At 30.1% G+C, this 23,582-nt stretch carries 7 protein-coding genes; 5 read left to right on the plus strand and 2 right to left on the minus strand.

Translation table 4 applies throughout. The features are described from left to right. The first annotated feature begins 2 nt into the window (after positions 1-2). On the plus strand, positions 3-992 hold the full coding sequence (locus T329_RS0102335) for an MAG5150 family histidine triad lipoprotein (protein WP_029608840.1): 990 nt from the start codon (positions 3-5) through the stop codon (positions 990-992). 89 nt (positions 993-1,081) lie between these two features. Here the strand turns inward: T329_RS0102335 and T329_RS0102340 are convergent, their stop codons facing one another. After that, positions 1,082-1,672 (minus strand): hypothetical protein, encoded by a 591-nt coding sequence (locus T329_RS0102340; protein WP_029608841.1) that lies wholly within the window; start codon positions 1,670-1,672, stop codon positions 1,082-1,084. Positions 1,673-1,879: 207 nt separating this feature from the next. After that, entirely contained in the window at positions 1,880-6,532 is a 4,653-nt protein-coding gene (locus T329_RS0102345; protein ID WP_029608842.1) for a hypothetical protein, read from the minus strand. Positions 6,533-6,621: 89 nt separating this feature from the next. Between T329_RS0102345 and T329_RS0102350 the strand changes: the two genes are divergently transcribed. From T329_RS0102350 to T329_RS0102365, 4 genes are all read left to right on the plus strand, one after another. Then, complete coding sequence (locus T329_RS0102350; RefSeq protein ID WP_029608843.1) at positions 6,622-12,255, plus strand: hypothetical protein; 5,634 nt, start codon at positions 6,622-6,624, stop codon at positions 12,253-12,255. 88 nt (positions 12,256-12,343) lie between these two features. Continuing rightward, entirely contained in the window at positions 12,344-16,789 is a 4,446-nt protein-coding gene (locus T329_RS0102355) for a hypothetical protein (RefSeq protein ID WP_029608844.1), read from the plus strand. A 62-nt stretch (positions 16,790-16,851) separates the two neighbouring features. Continuing rightward, positions 16,852-17,682: a hypothetical protein gene (locus T329_RS0102360; protein ID WP_029608845.1), complete on the plus strand. Its 831-nt coding sequence runs from the start codon at positions 16,852-16,854 to the stop codon at positions 17,680-17,682. Between the two features lie 25 nt (positions 17,683-17,707). After that, on the plus strand, positions 17,708-23,572 hold the full coding sequence (locus tag T329_RS0102365) for an MGA_1079 family surface serine endopeptidase (protein ID WP_029608846.1): 5,865 nt from the start codon (positions 17,708-17,710) through the stop codon (positions 23,570-23,572). Positions 23,573-23,582: the final 10 nt, after the last annotated feature.

A 23,582-nucleotide genomic window follows, 5' to 3' on the forward strand; every position in this document is an offset into this window, starting at 1 on the left:
AAATGAAATTTAGATTATATTTAGGCACTGTTGGCACAATTGTTCCCTTTGCTTTAGCAGTAGCTTCATGCAATAATGATTCAAAAACCCCTCAAAAAGAAGAAAATAAGCTAACAGGCGACAATAAAACTATTAATGATTTATGAGCTAAGTTTAATGCTCAACTTGACATAATCAAAAATGGATTTGGGCAAAAAGATGCACAATTTTATTCAATAAACACAAATTTTGCAAAATTTGCCAAAGATTTTGAAGCAATTAACCACGACAATGAAGGCACAGTATTTAACTTGATTAAAAAGGTAACTAACTTAAGTCATTCTGGTGCTTATCAGTTAAATCAACAAGATTATGAATCCTGAGATCAAGACAGCATAAACATATACAATAATTGACTAGCTTCAAAAGAAGGTTCGAAATTATTTTTAGCTTCACGCTCAATCATTGATGATGCTAAAATCCAAATTTCTTCTGCCTTACGTCGTCTAAATGCGAAAAATAATTCAAATGCCTTTGTAACCTTTGATTATTATTTAAAGGAACAAGGCAACAAACAATATAAAGATGAAGAGATAAATAGACTTGTTAAACAAGTTGAATTGTTTATAGATGATTATATTTACAATGATGTTAAATACCAAAGTGATTTAGCAGATTCTCTAGATAATGAACATAACCATAGTGGCGATTTACACTCGCACTCTCACTCGCACGCATTAGTCAATATCACCCTGAATTCGATTCGTCAAAACCAAGATTTTATTAAGCGGTTTGAAAAGGTGTTAGCCTTAAAAGAAAAAATAGCAACTTTAAGTAATATCCAAAAACGTGATTACTATTTAAACGAGTTTTACAGCCATATCAATTTAGATTTAGCAGCTATTAAAGAACAAATGCAAAAAGCCAGTGATGAGTTAATTAATTGAAGAACTCAATCGACTAAATTATTAGAGATTCTAAACCAAATCAAATTAGTAATAAACCCACAATAAAAACCCGACGGGGTTTTTATTTTACTTATATACTCATTTTACAGTGTTTTTGGACAAAAAATCACGCTTTTATAGCGTGATAAAACATTTTATTGTGGTAAAACAGCAGGGAAAATATCTTTGTTTGATTTAATATGATCTCTATTAAATACGATTACTTCTGAACCATCTTTTTTGTAGAAAACAAATGTGTATGCCTTTCCATTTTCTAAACTTTGATCTCCTGTAAAGCTTCATCTTAATGGATATGAATCTTGAGGATTAGCAATTGTGGTTGCGGTTTTAATCACAACAGGATCAACTAATGAGTTGTCAGTTGATGATTTAACTTCTGTTGCAAACGCAACTCATTCACCTGTTGCTCCTTTAACTGGTGAAAGGTGCAATTTAATATTGAAAACGCCATCTTTATCTAGATTATTGTCTCTAGTTTGTGCTGGATATAAAAGTGTTCTAACTTTAACTTCTCCACTAAAAGCAGCAATGCCGTGTTGAGTAAAGTCAATATCGTAGTTTCTTTTAACAGTTTTAGACCCTTCTTTATCCATTTCTTTTCTTGTTTCTTTATCAACAATTGGGTGATTTGGGTCTGTTATTTTAAAGCATGAAACCGCCAAAGAAACTGGTGCTAGTGCCGTCATTGGCAATAGTGAATATTTAAATATTTTTTTGATTTGCATATGTACCTCCATAATTGGTTATATTCAGTAATGTAAACATTATAATTATAAAAAGTTATTTTTTAAACAAAAAAATATTAAAATATTAACTTTTTTAAGTTTTGCTTGAAATTAATATTTCATTAATAACTTTTAGTTAATTCAATACCTAAACAGCTTGTATTAAAAAATATTTTAAAATAGCGATTCAAGTGATCGCTATTTTAACTATTTATCGATTGGTTTAACAAATTGGTTAAAAATGTTCGTTAAAGGGTATTTATCTGGATAAAGTCTATGTAATTGTTCAACTTTGTAGGCGAAAGAAGCATCATTATAATCGCCTAATTCACCTAAAAAATTGATTCTTTGAGTATTTAGAATATTTCCACCCGAAAATAAGCCTGCCCCTAAAGCGTGAATTCCATAAATATTTCCTTCATCGTCAAAAATTCCAGTTCCTGAAGATCCGCTTGCTAAATTGAATGTTGAGCCGGCTCTAACATCTTTAAAAATCCTCATTACCCTATATTCATCGGCAAGTCCTTTGTTAAACTCTGAGCCCTCGCTTTTAATCCAAGGCATATAATTAAATCTTACTTGCGCATTTTTCTTACCTGCATGGTATGGAAAACTTGAGGCATATAAACTCACAAATTGCTGATTTTTTATATATCTACCTTTATTTGAAACTTTATTATGCTTAATATGCATTCATTTTTCAACATGTTTAGATATTTTAAATTTACGAAGTTGTTCACCAAACAAAGTAGATTCATTACTTTTATTAGCGTTGTAAAAATCAACAAATCACTTAATATTCATAATATTGATTTGAATATCAGCGCCAGAACGTAAATTAGAGTTTGCGCCAGTAACACTAGTTCCATCAATTTTTTTATTACCAACACCTTCTCAGAATAATTGATTATCGACTCTAAATTCATGATCTTTAGACACAGTTAAACTGTTGTCTTCCCTTGAAATGTGATCAAGAGGCGTGTGCACGTTTTCGTTAGTAAAAACTGGCACGTGTCTATTAGTTGCTACATAAAATCTATAATCTTTATCATTATAAGGATCAACTTTTGCAACCATTCACATCGTTCCTTTTCTACTTCCTATTCCTCTTGCTAAAGCTGAATTCATAGCTTCATCGTTATAAAGAGGATTATTAGGTTCGGTAGTTCTTCATTCTATGGCATCAAATTGAATTTGCTCTTCAATATTAATTGGTTTAAAATCTGTTTTTTTATCAAATAAAAAGCCTGAAATTTTTAGGTAATTATTTTTAGGTAACTCTTCATTTACGTAGCTAAAACGAGTTGAATTTGACTCATCAATGTACATGATTGACGTATAATTTAGTGCTTTTTCAATAAAAATTGAAGGTTTTTGCGAATAATCATGTAAATATATATCTTTATTTATTTGTGCGTTAATGTCTCTAGTTTTAAGCTCAATAACCAATTCATTGGTTGAATAATCTAACCAAACCTTAGCCTTAAGCATTTGATTCATAATGTTTTCAAGTTCTAAATCACTTAAACTAGCACTTAACGAACGATTATTGTTAAAACTAAAGTAAATATCACGGTATAAACCTTCTCAATTTCGCACAAAATCTATTTTGATATTGTCTAAAACATTATTATTTTTAACTAACTCGTTATACGAAAAGCTTATAGCGTATGAGTTTTGATTATGAGATCAATAACTTAAATTGATATTTGTAGGCGAGCCGAAGAAATTAAAATTAATGATTGCGTCTTTACTTTGATCAAGGTTTTTAAAATTATTCAATTTTTTACGCATTGTAAATGTAGTTTTATCAGTAGATTCTGCAAATTCTTTTTGTGCATAATTTTCTACAATCGTTGCAAAATTATAGTTTTTATTACCCAAATTAAACTTGGTTGTGCCAAATTTGGCACGCTGCAATTTATTATTATATTCACCCTCTTGCATTACCCAATAGTATTTTTGAGTTTCATAAAGATAAAATTTATTTAAATTTAAATAGTTTTCACGTGTAAATGCAATATCATGATCATTGAAAGGAAGCTCGCTTAGCTCACCTGCTTGTTGCATGTTTAAAAATTCGTCAAACGTAATGTTTGTTCCCTCAATTGTTTGATTATTTAACGAGTTTGAAAATGCATTAATAAAACCTGAATTATTTGTGTGAATTTGTTCGTAAAGTACGTTTAACCCTAATTTAGCCGTATTAGCTAAATCTAGACTTTTATACACTTGTAAATTATGTTTATTAACTATATCTATTGAACGTAATTCTCATTCAATTCCTTGAGTTAGGTTATTAAATTCAAAAGTTTTAAGCTCGTCAAAATTTAAATATACAAATTTATTATTTTCAAGTCTTTGTTCTTTAGGCTCTCAATCGTATCCTTGCCCATGGTAGTAATTTCTCTCTGTATCAGCTTGTGAAGGTAGATTTTTTTGGAATTTATCAACAAAACTAAGTTTAATATATTTGTTTTTTAGTTTTTTAACATCCTCATTGCTATCTATATGAAGATTAATTGAGCCAATAAAAGTATTATAAGAATTAGCTTTTTTGGCAAACTGCACTTTAGATACTCTTGCATTTAGATTGTTGTTTAAGCGCAACTTAATTCCTTCGCGTAAATTTAGTTTTTTACCTTTTGTTATATTAAACACTGATGTAAGTACATAGGTGTCAAAACCTTTATCCAAATTGTCTGCATTTGTTCGGATTGTTCCATTGCTTGCCAGCGATTTAAACGTGAAGTCAGCGTTATAATAATTTACTTCAGGTTTAAGTGTAAAAACGTATTCGTCATCGTTTATATTTGATCCATTTAGAACAAGCTGATCACCATCTAATGAAATACTATTGACCTGGTCATAAGTTGTAGAATTTGAATTTAATACTGAATTTATAACCACATTCGCAACAATATTTTGAGAATTATATGTAATATTGGTCACATTATCATGTTGAGCTGCACTAACTTTAGATAGCAATACTTTTGAATTACCATCGTAATTAAGTTTGTATGTTAAAGCTCCATATTCAAACGTGAACAACTTGTTTTTTTCTTTTGGAATAGAATTAAATTCAAAAAGGAGATATTGCTCATTATTTAAAAATGTTTTTTTGATATTGCTTATTTGCAATCCTTTTTCATTGTTTAAAATTGCTTTTTGTGCTTCAAAATCATTAAATGAATCCATTAATCTATAATCTATAGCGTTGTGAGTATTTAAGGAAGATTTTGTATAGAAAATCTTTTGGTCTCTTTCATCAATATCTAAAGAATTTTGATCTAAATATATATTTTTTAACTGATATTTTGCCGACTGATTTAGATTTAATAGTGTGATTATTGCTGTGCTAGAGGTTTTTAATACATTAATATCTGAATCATTTAATCTATTGTTTAAATTATCAGCAAATCCAAACATTAGTGAAGAATTTTCTATAAAATTATTGAATTTTATTCTAATAATTGCTTGATTATCAGTTGTTGAGTCCACTTGTACAGAATTAATTTTTAAATCAGAAGGATGAACTATTGACTCAATATTTTGAGTCCTAAATTCAGGAAAATAAACAGTTTTGTTTAAATTTTTACCATTTAGGCTAACAGCGTTAAGTTTGTATGCTGTATTAGAACTTAAATTATTAAGTGTAAAATACAATGAATTTGGTGATGTAATAGTCACATCAGTTGTACTAAAGATTGAATTAGAATCAGTATATCCAAGCTTAAACATGCTAGTGGACTCAATGTTTTCACTAAATATTACATGGACTCTTGCAGAATTTGATGTTACGTCAGTGATATTAATATCCCTTAGTCTATTATCAGATGTGTGTGGCAGTGTTCTAAAAGACGTTGAAAAATTTGCGATATTTAGATTATTGCCGTTTAACTTTAATCATTGGATTGCGTGAAGAGAATTGGGAGATAGGTTATTCAGTCTTACACTAATATTGTTTGAACCGGCGATATAATTATTAATTTGGTAATCGTTATCATTTATTCTAATAACAAAGTTTTTTTGCTGTGCATTAGCCAACTCACGCGAACTAAATTCAATATTAATTAAAGCCGAATTTGTCGTGATTTCAGTAAAATTTATTGAAGAAACAAGAAAATTATCATTTTTTTGTGCAGGAGGAGTTGGATTATCCATTGGCGGTTCATTGTTGGTTAGTGTTGTAAAGGTAGTTTGTAAAGTGTTGTTAAGCTCGACAACCTTATCGTTTACGTATAAACTCTCTATAGCATATTCTGTTGATGGTTTTAGATTATTCAAATTAAATACTAACGAGTTTTGTTCAATATAGTAATTGCCAAATTTGGAACCATTAACAAATATATACGTGCTTGTGATTTTAGAAGCATCAAGATTATTGATACTAATTTTAACGCTAGCTGTATGCTCGCCAATATTAGTAAATGTTAAAGCATTAACTGATAAAGCCATATCTTCATGAGCCGTAGAATCTTTTTCTAATTTAAACAATTTTTCATTGATTTTTATTGAATTATCATTAAATTTAACACCCAAAATCTTAATAGTATCTTGATTATGTTGTTCAAAAAAAGGAGTTAAATCTAACTCGATAGTGTTTGTATTAACAACTGTAAAATCAGTATTTTGGTATGAATACTGATTTTGATGTTCTAATAAAATTTCTACTTTCTTAAGATCCAAGTCAGCTACATTTTTGTTAAGTTCAATTTGCAACTTTTTAGTTTTTGCATTGAAATCGAATTCAATTTTTAGGTTTTCATAATTGTTAATAATTTTAGTTGTACACGAAGAAGCTATCAATATTGGGGCATTCAACAGGGGCAATAAAACTAATTTAGTATTTTTTTTCATATGGAAATTATAAAACTTAATAAAAAACCTCGCTTTAAATTATGCAAGGCTATATACGTATATATTAAGGTTAGTATTATAATTAAACTATGAAAAAGAGAAGATTATTAAATATACTATCATCAGCTGTTTTAACAGTTGTTGGCACTAGCGTACTTAGTGCCTCTTGTTTTAACAACTCTAGCATCAAAATGGACGTTAAATCGGTTCAAGCCGAAGTTAACTTAGCTAATGTTGATGTTGAATTCGATTCAGATGAGCTATTACAATATAGTGTTGATGTAACATTAGTGGATTCAAGCACTGGCCAATTAAACACTAGATACAATTTAAACCTTGAAAAAAAATCAGATAAGCTTGCTTCATTCACCCTTAGAGGACTTAAAGACAATACAAGTTACGAAATTAAAGAAATATTAATTAACAACAAAAAAATTTCACAAAGTTTCATATTTAAAACAAAAGAAAAATCTGCAACCGAATTTGTTAATTCATTTAAACTTGTAACCCTTAAACACAATCGTGCTGTTATTGAACTGGGATTAAACAAACAAATTAATCAAAACGATATTTCCAAACTAGAAATCAAGTTAAATGGTGTAGTTAAAAACATATCGCTTGATCACATTATTAGTTCCAATGAATCTAAACTTGTATTCAAATTAGAAGACTTATCGCAAGGTAAAACATATAGCATTGATCAAATTAAAATTAATGATCAATTATTTGCTATCAAAACAGACAAAATTCAATTCAATACACCTGTTGTAGAATTTGGGTTAGAAAATATAAGCTTTGAAAACGAAGGCGAATACACATATTTAGATGTTATTTTTACTCATTTTATATCATCACTAAAGCCAATTAAGCTAACTTTTGTAAACTCATCAACCAACCAGGATGAAATAATTCAATTCAACACTCAAACAAAATCATTTAAAGTTCAATTAAATAGTTTGAAACCAAACACTCAATACACACTTAAAGAATTCAATATTGACGGAACTGCGCTAAACTTATCTGATTTTGCAACAAAATTAACATTTACCACCCCTGCTAAAAATAGCGAGAATCAACCTGATCCTAATACACAAACCGATGATTTTGTCATTTCTGCAGTTTCAACCCACGATATAACTTCAAATAGTGCCAAAATCACATTTAACTTTAGCAAATTTAAATTGTCTAACACAGCTAATAAAACATTTGTTTTAAACATCAACGGCGCTGAATACACCAACACTAATTATCAACCTAACTCGAATTCATTAACTTTTGAAATTAGTAACCTTGAATCTCTAACAACATATAGCGTTCAATCGCTTAAATTAAACTCAAAAACTCTTGTTTTAGATCAAAACATAAGCTTTACGACCCGTTCATCTGAGTCTAACAATCCTCAAAATACACCTGTTGAGCAAAATGTAACAAATATTAATTTTGATGAAGTAGATCAAGATTCTGCAAGGGTTAAAGTGTACTTAGATAACATTGACCAAAACGCGATATATACACTTGAATACCATAAAGCTTCAGAGCCAGCAAATGTGCTAACTCTAACGGGAACTAAAATGTCTAATTACGTTGAATTCCCTATTGAAAACTTAAGCGCAAATACTCAATACACTATTGCAAAAATCAAAAACGGTTCAACCAACATAAATATTCAATCAGGTCTAAATAAATCTTTCACAACAACACCAAGAACAATTGATTATTTAAGCATTTCTTCTCTTAGTGTAGATCAAATTACATCAAATAGAGCTACATTGCATCTTTCTATTTCTGATAAAACTTTAGCTAAAGCCAATAACAATGTTATTGAATTTGTGTTACAAAACTCTTCTGGAGCTTTCGTAACTTTCACTAAAAGTAATTACAACTCAGAAAACACTCTTGATTATGTGTTAGATGGGCTTCCTAGCTCAACTCAATTTAACATTTATTCAATAAAAATCAATAACAATCCTGTAGATATTTCAAATTCTTCTTTCATTAAAACATTCAGCACACTTGCATCTGATTCAGCTAATAGTCAAAATTTTGCCGAGCAAGACGCTAGATATTTAGATATTTTTAGACAGACTTTATCAGAAGATCAAAGTCCTTTTACCAGAACTCTTCCTTATGTAGCTAAACATGAATGACAAAAATTTGAAAAAGACGAATTAAATGTTAACGACGTTAGTGCTTTAAGCGAACCAACAAGCGCAGAATACAATAACTACATCAAATCAAATAGTTCAACTCAAAATCAACTTGCTCCCCAAGAAAGCTTTGATAACTTCAGCACAGTTCCAGTCATTACTTCGGCTAAATACACTAAAAATTATAGAAATTTCAATCTAAAAGTTTATATTCCTAACTCAGATTCAGCTGCTACATACAAATTAAAAATTAAAAAAGACGAAGAAATTTCTGAACTAATATTAAACAAAGATAATGGGTCTCAAAACACTTATTCAACTTCTTTAGAGGTGCTTAACTCTAATTTTTCTACACTTGTAATAACTGATTTGTTGAAAAATTCAGAAATAGTCAGTGATTTTGAAAACAAAAATAAAACATATGAAATGTTAAAAATTGGCCAATATTCAGCTGATTTCAACTTTACAAACAGAGTTCCTAACAGACCTGCCTTTAGACTGGAAGATAGTATTTCTGGATCTAGAAACTGGGGAATTACAGTAAAAATTACCTCAAAAACTAGAACCACTTTACCCGAATTTTATTGAAAAGTTCAGAAAAAAAACGGGGATATTGTTTCACTTAAACTTGAGAAAAAAACCGATTCATATGGAATTACATATTTTGCAAATAAAGTGGCTAAAGATGAGTATAAAACTACAATTGGGCTATTCTACAAAGAAAATGAACAAACTTACAACATAACCAACGCTGGTCCTGTATTATTACCAAATGAAAGTACAGCACCAACTACAACTGGCAATGTTGAAATAAACAGAATTAGTGTTAATTCAACCAACATCACAGTACACACAAATACCGCTTTAGATTCATCAAAAACATTTAAATTACTAGTTAAAAGTACTAATCCATTCCAAAAATGATCAAAAGTTATTAGTGCAAATCAAACAAGTGGACAAAACGCTTCATTTAGCATCAATGACTTAGCTAAAAACATCAAAGAGTATATCGTTGTAGGTTTAAGCTACGATAATGAAGTTTCTAAGTTTAATCTAGATTCTAAATACATTTTCAATAAACAATTATCATTGCAAGATGTATCCTTAAATTCAATAAAATATCTAAAAGATAACGCCACAAAAAGATTTTATGCGTCTGCTGACTTTAACTTTGATGCTGATCATGTACAAGCATTCAAAAATAAATGATTCAAATTTACTTTTGATACAATAATTCCTGCCGATCGTGAAGAAGAGTTCTACAATTTAAATTATGAAAAATATCCAGAAGTGTATGTTTCTTTTGAGAAATTAAACAAATTTGATTTATCTAAGTTCTATGATCACATTAAATACAAACTTAAATCAGTTAGTGTTGTAGAGCCATACACTTTAAAAACTTATTTTGAAAATATCACTATAGCTCATCCAGATTCAACGGCTTTTGTCAGAACTTTTAAATACAATAAATTAAATGAAAAACTAGGTTATGCAAGTCAAGAATTTAACTTAAGAAATACTTCATACACTGAACAGTTAGCAACTAATAAAACCGATTTAAGTTTATCGGATATTAGAAATATTTGACTTTCGAACATTAACAAAAACATAATTCCTTTTTCTATTGAAAATTATTCATCAATGGTTCAGTTTAATAAAGAAATATTTAACTCATCTGTTGATGCAGTTAGCGATATTAACGCTAAAAATAATAAATTCAGCTTAATTGATGAAGATGGCAACACCAAAGCTATTAACGTAATGGTGCCACGTGAACTAATCAGAAACAATGTTTTCACCTACAATGAAACTAACACTGAAGCTGTTTTAACTAAGGATTTAACTAGATTTGAGAATCTAGATACTTATAGTGATGAAAATATAATGTTCACTTTTGACTTTGAATTTGAGCCGTTTTACCGTAAATTTAGCGATAAAAGCCAGTTGAGTGCTCAACGTCGCAATGTTGTAAGTGTTCCGGTTTCATATAAAATGATTAAACAGAACTCAAATATAGATGATGTAGCAATAAATCTTATTTCTAGATCACACACACAGAGTGAAAAATATTTAAAAACCTATATCCAAAGTCTATATAAATTCAGCATTAGCCTAGAAAACAAAGTGTTGAAATTGGTTATAAAACCTAGATTTGAAGACATTAAACTTTTCAACCGCCAAGGTGATCATTACTACAATTTAGGCAGATCTGTTTACATCGGAAATACTTTATTCTACGTGCACTGAATCAGTGAAAATGCTAAAGATCCAATTCGTTTTGTTGAAAAAGGCTACAGTAATGGCAACATTTTAGCTGGTAAAAACGAAACAGCAAACATAACCAATACCTATTCACTTAAATCTGCAATTGAACACGAAAATGAACAAGTTGTCAGATTATTTAAACAAAACCAAGATAAAGCAATAGAATCACTAAGAAAAAGAACTTTTATTGTCGATCCAAATTTTGGAGGCACTTTCTCAATGCTTGGTAAAGTAAAACCTGGCGACAACAATGATTATCGCTTCTATGTAACTACAAACCAACACGTGTGAGATGGTTCTTGACTTAGCATAACTAACGATTTAGGGATGGTAAATGGCTACAAACGTAAAGAGTTAATTGGCCATTCAATTTATGGCTCTAACAACACCAACTCTAGATACAACAGCAGATATGTAAGATTTAGAATTCCTGAAGTAATTGATCAACCAAGTGATTTAAACGCTGGAAACTCTGAACCTACTGTAGTTAATAAAGACGCCCATTTTGAAAATATTAAAATTAATTTTGACTTAATTGTTAAACACACAAAGAGCGAAGAAACAAATGATTTCCCAAATAATAATAAAGCTATTGGTGATTTTATCTTCAATAATGGACAAAACGGTGGATTAGATAAAGAGGGCAAAAGAAATCTTTCTTCACACGCCGATATGGCAATAGCTATTATGGATTTGGCTCCATTAATGACCAAATTCACAAGAGAAAATCTAGATAGTGCTCGAAATGGCAATAAATCTTTAACAAGCGATGAAAAAGATATTATGAGATTTTTCTGAAACTGAATGGATTTACCAACAATTAAGGTTTCAAACGAGTTAGAAAACGCTAACGATTATTCAATTTACAACTGATACATAGCTGCTTTTCCACTGGCAGGTACCAATAACAAAGATAGCTACAATGGACGTAGATATCGTGAATACATGATTGCTAACCCAATTGGTTTTAGCTCAGTAAGCTATTTAACTGATAAACCTTTAAGTAACCCCGCAATCAATTTTTCAACTCTATATATGGACTTTAATGGTGGTGCGTCTGGATCACCAATATATGATTCAGAAGGTAATTTTGCTGGATATGGTGTTGAGTCAGAAAAAGGTAATGATCCGCATAGAGGATACAGAATTGGATTATTCTTAGTTGATACTCAACGTCGCAGTTTCTTTGGCTCGGGTGATAACCCAGTCAACACAGCATCATTTTATGAACGCATGAGATATCTTTCATATCTATATCCAGAGCAATTTAGCGAATCTAATTTCAATAAAATGCCAGTATTTAAAGCTTAAAACATTTAATTCCACGCTGTGGAATTTTTTTGTTTTCAACTCAAAAATAAATTAAGATTAATATTTAATATTTAAATATAATTTAAATATGAAAAGATCAAGAAAATTATTGCTAGCTATTTCAGCTTTATCTTCCTCAGTGTTTACTTCAACAATTTTGGCAGCTTCATGTACCAATCCCGCTAATCAACAGGATAATGTTTCAATTTTGGCAAGCTCTGAGTATGTAGATACTGTTACTTTGCAAATTAATAAAAAAATCAAACCTGAAAGCAAAATTGTTGTTAACTACAACAACGGATTAAAATTTGAGCCTAAATCTACGGATTTAGAATTTTTTGAAAATTCTACCAACATCAATATCAATATCTTTAAGCCAAATCAAAAGGTTATTATCAATTCCGTTTTGATTGATGGCAGCGAATACATTGTTAAAAATTCAGTATTAAAGACTCATTCTTATAGAAAAAAAATTGATTTTAGCTTAAATGTTCCCCAAATAAGTGTAGTTAAATTACGCCATGAAAATAAAATTGCCGGTATCAATTTATTTCTAGGCCATTCGTTTGATTTTGCACAAAATGGTTTCGTAGATGATCAACAAAATGTGATTGCTGTACAGTTTACCGAATTAAATCACAAAGTGATTAAATCTATTAAAGTCGACACAGCTAAAAAATTAATTTTCTTTGATCACTCACTGTTTGAACCAGGGGAAAATTACACAGTAACATCTGTAAGTTTAAACAACAAAAAATTAGATATCGATTTATCTAATTTAAACTTTCACGTTCCTGAATACAATGATGCAACTGCAACCGCAGAAGAAAAAACTATCTTGCCGATTGAAAAACAAATCAATGGTAATGTTGAGTTAAGTGCTCGAGACACAAATTCGCTTAGCTTGAACTTTAAATTCCCTTTAGATAAGGATTTAAAATACGTTAGCTTACTTTCATTTAAAATAAATGGAAATCAAAGATTTTTTGGAGTTAATTACTTTGGAAAAGAGGCTGGCGAAAACATAATCAGCTTAACTCTAACCAATTTGGAACGCGATACTCAATATGTTTTAACTGATATTTTGCTTAACGAAACAAATTTATTAAGTCGCCAAGCTGTATTTAGAACTGCGCAAAACAATTTAATCATTCCGCCAAAAAATGATCCCGATAATGGGCAACCAAAAGATCCTGATAACACTAATCCTGGTGAAACTAATCCAAACACAGGTAATGGTTCTAACACTGGATCAAATACACAACAACCTCCGGTAGATCCTAACAACAATTCTGGTGGATCAAACACAGGCAACAATAATTCACCGCAAAACCCTGGCGACAACACACATAACAACGGAGATAATCAAAATCCTTCAACACCAGGCAGCAACCATGATAACTCTAATCATGGCGACAATGGTAACGGCAACACAAATGGTTCATCTAACAGCGGAGATAATGGCGAACAAACTCCACCAAACACAGACAATCAAAACTCGCAGCCATACAATCCCGAACCTACACCTAACACAGGAACAAATAATTTAGGAGCCAATATTGATAATTACTCAGAATTAGTTTTAAATAGAGTTGAGCAGACTAGTTCTGATAATCAATCAAAACTAATATTTCACTTTAGTGGTAACCCAAAAGCTAAAAATAAAGAATTATCTTTCAATATTGGAATACACAATTATGGTTTTAATTATGATGGAAATAGCTCAATATTTGTAATTAATATTGATCAAAGTAATATACCATATCTTGAAAGCGTCAGATATAATGACTCTATAATCGCACAAAACATACAGGTTTCACAAAAAGAAGCCACAAATTCACAATTAACTAATTCATACATTAATTCGGTAAGTTATAACGGAACTACAATTAGTGCATCAGGAAATATATATAGTTTAGGTGTAAATAAAAAAGTAATGTTGACATTTAAGCCATACGATAATGTTTACGATGCCGACGTGACTTTGGAAGGTGTTGTACAAAATGGTCAAATTTTTGTTGCTGACGCATCAAAAATAAACAAAGGTTATTCAAGATATGTGCTTACTTCTGCCTATGAACTGGATTCATTAAAACGAATAAATGTCAATGAAAATATTGAATTTACAATCAATAATAACTACAACAGTCAAATAACATCCGTTTCATTTAACAAGGTTGATAGCACTAACGAATTTATTGGTAATATCCAACTTAACGTTAGAGCTGATGAAATAGCTCAATACAAAAACAAATACTTAAAATTAACTTTTGTTGATCAAAAACAAAATATAGCAACTAATGCCAATTTAGAATGAGACAGAGACCGTTATGCTTTTGATGGCACCGGCTTTGACTTTAGAGAAAAACAACGTGACTATGAAGAAAATCATAAATATGTGTTTTTAAATCTTGATGAATTAAGCAATTTTAGAATTTCACATTTAACTGAGGGCATTAATTGACAATTATTGAGAATTGAACTTGTTAACAAGCATAATTTAAGAACTGTTAAAGACTATGATATATCAAGTTTTATCAATAATTTATCCGATTTATCAACAACTATATTTGAAGAAACTCATAGCTTCACTGATGCATTAGGCAATTCATTTAAATCTCAGATTAACAACATTGACAACTCAAGTCATATCACCAGAAAAGACCTTGAAGATCGCTATTTTACTTTTACAGGTGCTTATACAACAGATTACACCGCAGATTCTGAAGTTAACAAAAATGTTGCTCTAAACTATGAAAACTATAAAGTGTTGAATAATTTCTACATTAAAAACACACAAAAAATGTTTGCCGTATTGCCAGAAGCGGATTATTTGCCAACTGGTACTAAGCTTTATATACCTAGCTACAATATTGGTGGTTTAAACTATAATTACGCAACACTAATTGAAAATTACAAACAAAAAGAGTTCCAAGAATCACAAGATCGTACAACATACACCATTAGAAAAAAACTTTCTCAATTCCAAAACTTAGATAGCCAAAAAGATGTAATTTTCAACTTCAACTTCTTTGCAAGTATTGACAACATTAACTTAGGTAAATGAACTCAAAACACTGATTCATACGCAGTTTCTTTCTCATATGATCAACTTAAAAATGCTGCTTCACATACCTTAGATAACATTAAAATAGACTTTATTCAAGACTGAAACCAAATTTATACACGTTTAAATAAAGGTACAGATAAAAGTGATTTATACAAAAAATTACACACTGATGAAGAACTAGCTAAATTAATAAACCAAAGATTGAAAGCAAAAGTCACTTTGGATAATGATGGCTATATAACCATTGAATTGCAAGCTAGAAAAGGTAGAATCAACAAAGATATTTATATTCACAATTTATCGCAAAATTACTCAACTTTTGTTGAAAAAGCCCAAAATTACTTCTCATTAATGTATATTGAAAATGAATCACAACCACTTAAATTTGTAAGTGAAAACATTGATTCATATGCCAATATTGGTGGCTTCTTATTCGACAAAAAAACTAACTTTAAACCAAAAACTGCGCCCGAAGAAGCTGATTTTGCAGCCACAGAATGAAGAACAAAAAATCATTTAACAAACGATAAAATTCTTAAGGAAGTTGTGGCTCGTTCTTTTGGTGTTGATTATGGTTCAGGGTGAATTGTTGCTAAAGTTGATCCTGATAATGATGCTGATAATTGATACTATTTTGCAACCAATGGACACGTCCCAGTTTCACCTAGCACAATCGTCAACTCGCCACTATTGCATAATGATAAAACCGACACAACGACTACACGTGGCTCTATAGGCGAATGATATACTGATAATGAATTTGTTTGAGCAGCTACAAACAATCGCAAAATTGATGGCAGTGAAGTAACTGGTAAATCAGCTCCCATTAGATCAGCGGCTGACATTTGAATTTATAAAATGAATATAAAACCATTAATTGATTACTATAATCAACACAAAGACAACGCATCAATGCGTAATAGTGACAAGTTTAAAGCTGCAGAGCACGCATACAATTGAAAAAACTTAAATAAAAATGTAAAAGTTTCAAGGATGAGTAGATACATTAAACGTCAACAATTTGTCTCACTTTATGCCTCTAGCTTCCCTGGTTCAAACAGTGGCCGTACCAAGAAAAATGTTCAAGTTAGATTTAACTACATGGCTGAATTCTTTAGAGTAAATCCTGGAGATCATAACCTGGGTTATTCAGATCAATACACAGTTTTTAGAACCTTTAAAGGAGAAAAAAACGGCGAAGCTGACCACTTATTAACTGGTGGTTCATCTGGAACAGGAATTTATGATGCTGAGGGAAACATTTATGGTATTCACGCAGCATCGCTTCACAATTATTCTTTAGGATATGTATTAAATAGCCAATATATAAACTTTTTGGGTGAATTAAACGACTATAATGAGGGTTCATTTGCTGCATTAATTCAAAGAAGAAACAGACTATATCCAGAAAAATATAAAATGATTAATATTTTCAATGAATTTGAAAAACCATTCATTAAATAAAAAATTAATTTGCCTATTAAATATGGTGCAAATTAATTTTTATAATTAACCAAAGGAGAAAAGTGAGTAAAAATAATTTAGTCTTAACTAGCACAGACACAATATCCATCGATAAGGCATTAGCACACATTAGACCAGTTGAAACTACTGAAAATGACTCAAAAAACTCAATTTTTGAGTTAGATTTGCATTCTCAACAAGGCATAATAAATTTAGCCGAAATTATTAACTATGCAGTAAATAGAACTTTTTATGATCTAAAAGAGTTTGAACATTCTGAAATGGATTATTTATACCTAAACAATGGCGAAGTATATCAAAACTATTTAATGCGTAGAGTTCAATATGGCATTGAAAATATACATGACTTAATGTTTAATTTATTTATTGCATTGTTGCGTTCACACAAATTAATTAGCGGAAATAAACGTTTTTTCTATAGATTTACAGTAATTTTTCTGCGAATTTTAGGTTTTAAAATAGACTTTGGCTCAAGTAATGAAGAGATCATAAACAAGATTTATTATTTTTCACTGTTAGTGCAAAATAATACCGCTGATCAATTAAATGAATTGCTAGCGCAAGCCAATAAAAATACATTTGCCTACGCTTTCTTTGCAAATGCAGTGGGCAAAATCAGCATAAAATACTCCGCTTTAAGCATTGAGCAAAAAATTAATGAAGCTGAAAAAGAAATTCGTGATTGAATCAAACAAAATGTGTATGCAACTAACTCTCAAACATTAAATAAAAATGGCAAAAAAATAGATTTTGATCAATATTTCCTTGATTTAATCAATGATTTTACAACCGAACCTATGCATAAATGGGAAAAGCAATATTGGCCTAACATTAATGTTAGCGAAATTATGCAAACTTTAAGAAAAATATAATATGTACAATTAAATTGGAGACACTATGAGTTTACAAAACGATAAAAAACGCAAAAAAATTATTTTTGCTTCTGTTGGAGCAGGTGTTTTAGTGACTGGTGCTGCTATTGGTTTAGGAATAGGGTTAAGTCGAAATAAAAGCGTACAAGAAAGCGAAGTAGTTCGACCTAAACCTAAAAAAGAAGATGATAATAAACAAAAATACATTGAAAAAGTAAACGAAATTATAAGCTCGGGTTTAACTTCGCTAAAGCTATTTAAAGATAAAATATTAGCTAATTTAAAAGGGAACCAAACTAGCGAATACTTGCTAAATGATAACTATTACACCCAGTTGCAAATCTTAATTGATAACTATCAATCGTTGCAAAACCAAATCAAGGAAAATATTGCTTTACTGAGTGATAATTCTTTTAAAAATGCTTATGAAAATTTAGTTAGCAACGCTAATCCATTCGCTTTACTTTCATTACAACTTGCAAACACAATAAACAGCAGCGAGGTTGATATTAATTTTGCTAACTTAAACGATAGTTTAAACGCAATCAAACAACAAAATCAACAAACAAAATTGAATGTGCAAGAGTTTAAAAATAAATATGATTCATTTATTGAATCTATTGATTTTTCACACATTTTTATTGATAAAAAAGTTATTATTGCCAGTCAAGAGTTAAAAAATGACTTCCAACAAAACTCTAATTTCAACACTTATTTAACCAAATTACAAACACACAAAGAACTAACAAGCGAATTAGACAACATCAATAATGAATATCAAAACGAGCCTGCTATTAGTCAAGAATTAAATTCATATTCTGCTCTTAAAAGTGATGATTCAAACCTAAACAATTTAGCAACATTAAATGCAAAATTGCATGATCTAAAGGAAAAAATAACCGCTAAACTTGCTGAAAAATCAAGCCAAAACCAAGAAATTATCAATCTAAAAGCTGAATCTAAAACACAAATTAATAGTCTAGATCTTTTAACAAATGAAAGTAAGTCCTTATTTAATCAAAACATTGATAATTCAGTGTCAAAAGCAAATATTTCATTGCTTGTTGAACGTGCAAAAGCTTTAAATAATGCTAAAAATGAATTAAACTCGCAACTTAACCAATACACTGATCTTGTAGCAAACACAGATTCTAATTATATTAATGCTTCTAACAAACAAGATCTTGATGATTATGTTGCTTCTAATATGTTTAATGATGCTAGTTCAGCACAAAAACTTAAACATATTTATACAATGAGTGAAACTGATTCTTATTTAGACTCATTGACACAATTTAAGCACAGTTTAACAACAAAATTAAACAATCTTGACGGTGTACAACGCTTGCAAGAAGCTAAAAACTCTTTCAATCATATACTCACTTCTAAACCATTTATTGATTCATTGAAAAACAAATTATCTACTTGAGTTTTGGAACAAACACTTGTAAGTAAAATTGAACAAATTAGCAATAAATTGACTCAATTAGATCAAATTTTTGTTGATTTTGAACAAGCAAAACAGACTGAACAAAGCTTATCGTCTACCAATTTGACTCAGGAACAAAACCGTGAGCTTGCACAACTTAAAAATCACGTTGTAATTCATTTTGATAACAATAAACTTAAAAATTTTAATATTGTACAATTAGATACATACAAAGATAATGTGTTGAATGCTATACACGCATGAAATGCTAAAATGCAAGAGTTCAAACAAAACCAAAATGATCAAGAGGTTGATCAAGATTTTCAAACTAAAGCGCAGAGATTATTAAGTATTACCTTAGACCCAAGACTAGATAAATATGATATTAAAAGGTACCTTAGTTCTGTATCTTTCAATAAAGAAAATGCTAAATTATACCTAGTGGAACCTAAAGCAAATGGCGTAAATTATGAACTTAGTTCAGTAAATTTAAACCAAAATAACAAAAACATTGTTGAATTTAATTATATTGCCACATCAACGTTAAACGATAATCAAAGAGCAAACGTTAGCGCACAACTTGATTTAAGTCAAATTAACCCTAATGTTGATGTAAATCAATTAATTACAGATCTAAATGTAGCTGATTTAGACGAAATATACGACATTAATTATGTTGCGTTGTCAAATATAAGTAAAATTGATTTAAACATAGCCAATTTAAATGAATATATTAGCAAATCTAAAACATACACATCAAATTACTTTACTTTTGATATTAAACAAGGTCAATCAAATCTAGTTGATGCTGATAACAAATTAAGTTTTGAGGTTGAATTGTTTTTACATAATAGCCTTATTAAAACCTTAACTCTTAAATCTAAGCAATCAATTAGCTTCATTCAAGATCAAAGCTTTGATGCAAATATTACACTTTCGCAAGAATTTATTGATTCTGACCCATATTTTGATGATAGTAAAAATACATTCCAATATTTCACAGAAACAAACAAAACTGAGTATGATTCAGCAACTAAAGAACAAGGGATTTTTAGATATTGATTCTGAAAATATAAAATTGCTCCGTTTTATGAAACTATTAAAGATCAGTTTAATAATAAGGTATTTAAATTAGAACCTCTTAAAACTCCTAACCCTAGAGGTTTACCAAAACAAAAACAAATAGCTGTTTTTGAGAAAAAATACTCAGAATATGCTCAAAATGAACTTAATTTTGAAGAAGTTAAACAAGTATTATTACTGTGATTTAAATCGCAAAACAACACTGTAAATTGAAATGTTGCCGATGATGTAACAGTTGATTTTAAATTACAAAATGGCAATTTATATTCAGTTGACCAAAACGAATTAAACTCGACAGCGAACTTTATATTCACCTTAACTAAAGGCCAATTACAAAAAGAAATCAAGTTTGCAATCGCTAAGAAAAACTACTATAAACCAGTCATTTCTACCGAAGATCAAAGATACAAAGATAAAGTTGAAGAAATTTTAGCTGATAAAACTGGGGAAAAATTATTCAGCATCTTGAAAATCAAAGATCAAAGTAAAAATAATGGTCTTTATTCAGTAATTCAAGGCGATCCTGCTGAAATGTTCAATGAATTTTATGAATTTCCAAAGATTGGTAAGTATCAAATTTTTGCTAAAAAAACAGTTTCAAAAAATAATTTAGCAGGAAGTGCTGATATATTCTTTTGATACAAAGACGATTCAAATCAATGAGTTGCATATAATACAACCGCATCAACAAGAGAAAGTGTTTTTGAAAACGAAAATAAAATCACAATTAAGAATTGAAAACCAGCGCAATATAGAGACATTAAACCTAAATCTGGTAATGAATATACAGATGCTGATTTTGAACCAATTGCTTCACAGGGTCAATCAAATTCAATTGAACAAGCAGATATTAATGCAATAAATCAGCTGAATGCTCGCAATTTTGACTATCGTAAAGCCGAAGGTGAAAAAAATGGATCTAAATCAGTACAGTACCGCTTAATTGATCCAGCCGATATTGTTGCCCAAAAAGCATCATCAATGCTTAATTACGTGCTTACAATAAAAAATACGCCACAAGTAGATAACGCCAATAATAATAACTTTGCTAACACTCACCCAAGTGAAACTACTAACCCTGATGGTTCTAAAGCAAACAATGAACCAAGCAATGCTAACGGCATTAATATTCAAAATCAAGATATTTTTACTAGCTCAGATCAGGCAAATAATGTAGATACAAATGCATTGTTTAATAAATACTTTATTTACTTCTATGATGTTCAAAATCCAGAAAAAGGCAAAATGAGCTTTAAGCTTGGTTTTATCAATAAACAAGACACTAATAAGCGTTATAAAACAAATCATAGAATCACATTAGTTAATTTAGTAAATGACTACAAGATTAAATTGTATCCAGAGGTAATTTTAAATCGGATTAAACATTCGGATTTAAACATAAATGTACAAAATATCAGTGCAAGCTCAATAAATTCATCGAATTTTGATTCTTATATAACCATTAAACCACAAGCATTAACATACAATAATTTCACAATTAACGCCAGCGATATTCAGCTTTCAGAAGTTAAGGTTCACGAAGGAAATAAAGCTTATATTCGGCTAAAATACAGTGCCAATGGTGCCAACATTGAAGGCTCAACATGATATTTAATTCAAGGGTTTAATTCAAGCCAAAACAGCACACAAGCTCAGTTAAATATCAGTAAAACTAAGCCTTTAACCACAATTTATGATAGCAATAATTCTGTAACTAGAAGTCGTGAACTAGAGCTATTTTACAAAGACGCATTATGAAGCTTTGATGAACAAGATCTAAGCGCTAATTTCACGCTTAAAGCTAAATATTTAGCTAAAACTTTTGAAGCCAACAACGCTTCAAGACGTAAAATTCATATTCACTTGTTTGGTAATACGTTGGTACAAAACCTAAATAGATCAAAAAGAATTATTGGTCGCGAAGCTAATGAAGGTCAGGATTTAACCTTAGATTATGACGCATTAAAAACCAATACAACGCTTACTCTAACAGGTCATACATCTAAAGTTTATTTTGAAAATCAAGGTAAGGGCCAAGCACCAACTATTAATTATGAATTAAAAGCAACACTTAAAACTAATGGTGATATTGACTTTAAATTTAGAGTAACTAATGAGCAATATAAGTTACATTTAGGTACAATTTCACAAAATGTGTATCAGGGTGCAAACTTTTATTCAAGTGAAAAATTTGATGAATTTAACCCACAAAAAGCCTTTTTACTAGCCAAAAATTCAGCGGCGTTTCACATTGAGTACACAAACAGTGTTGAAAATGAGGACTTTGGCATTAAAACTAATGAATTTAACTATCACAAAATTGATTTTAATGAGGAAAATCAGCCAATTACATTCTATTCAGATCAAAAAGCATATGATTTAGAGCAATATAATCCAAACCAAAACGTACATTACAAATTGCACGAAGGTTATTTAATGGATTTCGAGTTCATGCATAAAGGATGAGACTCAAATGCCGAGCAAACTAAATTAATTAAAAACTCACGCGAGCGTACATTTGGATATAGATTTGGTTCAGCCACCATGCTGGCTAAAGTGAACAAAGATCCTAAAGATGGCAAATTCTACATTATTACTAATAACCACGTGGAAGCAGGGCATAATTTTGATATAGATTCTAATTCTGGTGACGCATTACCTAAACAAACAAATGGCGGTTACATGGCTATAGCCGCACCAGATTATGGCAATGCTGTGGATGCAGGATTTAGCTATTGAGGCGGATTGTATAATGTTGGTTTAAAAAACACAAATGTAGTTTGAACAGGTGTTAAACAAAAAGACAAGCAGGGCAATGGGCAAAGTTTTGTAGATATTACTGTTTCAATTGTGGATATTAATCCATTAATTGCGCAGGCTAAAGCTAAGGGCGAGTTCTTAAAAGCATTTTGATTGCAAAATTGATTTGATTTGCCGGACTTAGAACTTAAAACTAATGGTGCTGAAGATTTAGAATTTTGAGCACCTACACGTAAACATTTTGCTTTCAACGGATTCCCATATGGTAAGCAAAGTGGTTATATTGCCAACAGAGCTTCATCAGCTGATAAAACAATTGGTTTTTCACGCCAAAATGGCTATGTGCAAACATTCTTTAACGCGGGTAACTCTGGTACAGGAGTTATTGGTCCAGATAATCAATATATCTCAACAATAAATTCAGGTGCGCCTTTAACATTCTTGCAATCATGAACCTACAGCACTAATTCTCATAATTACTTTGGGATAAACTGAAATAAACAAAACCCACTGGAATTAAATAATAATAACTCGCTGGCTTCATTCATCATGAAATTACACGCAAAAAACCCAATGAGTTATGGTTTAGCTTGATTCTTTAAACCTTTTGAAGAATAAGGAATATAAA

Origin of the sequence: Mycoplasma simbae ATCC 49888 (assembly GCF_000702705.1) — a bacterium.
GTDB classification, from domain to species: domain Bacteria; phylum Bacillota_I; class Bacilli_A; order Mycoplasmatales; family Metamycoplasmataceae; genus Mycoplasmopsis; species Mycoplasmopsis simbae.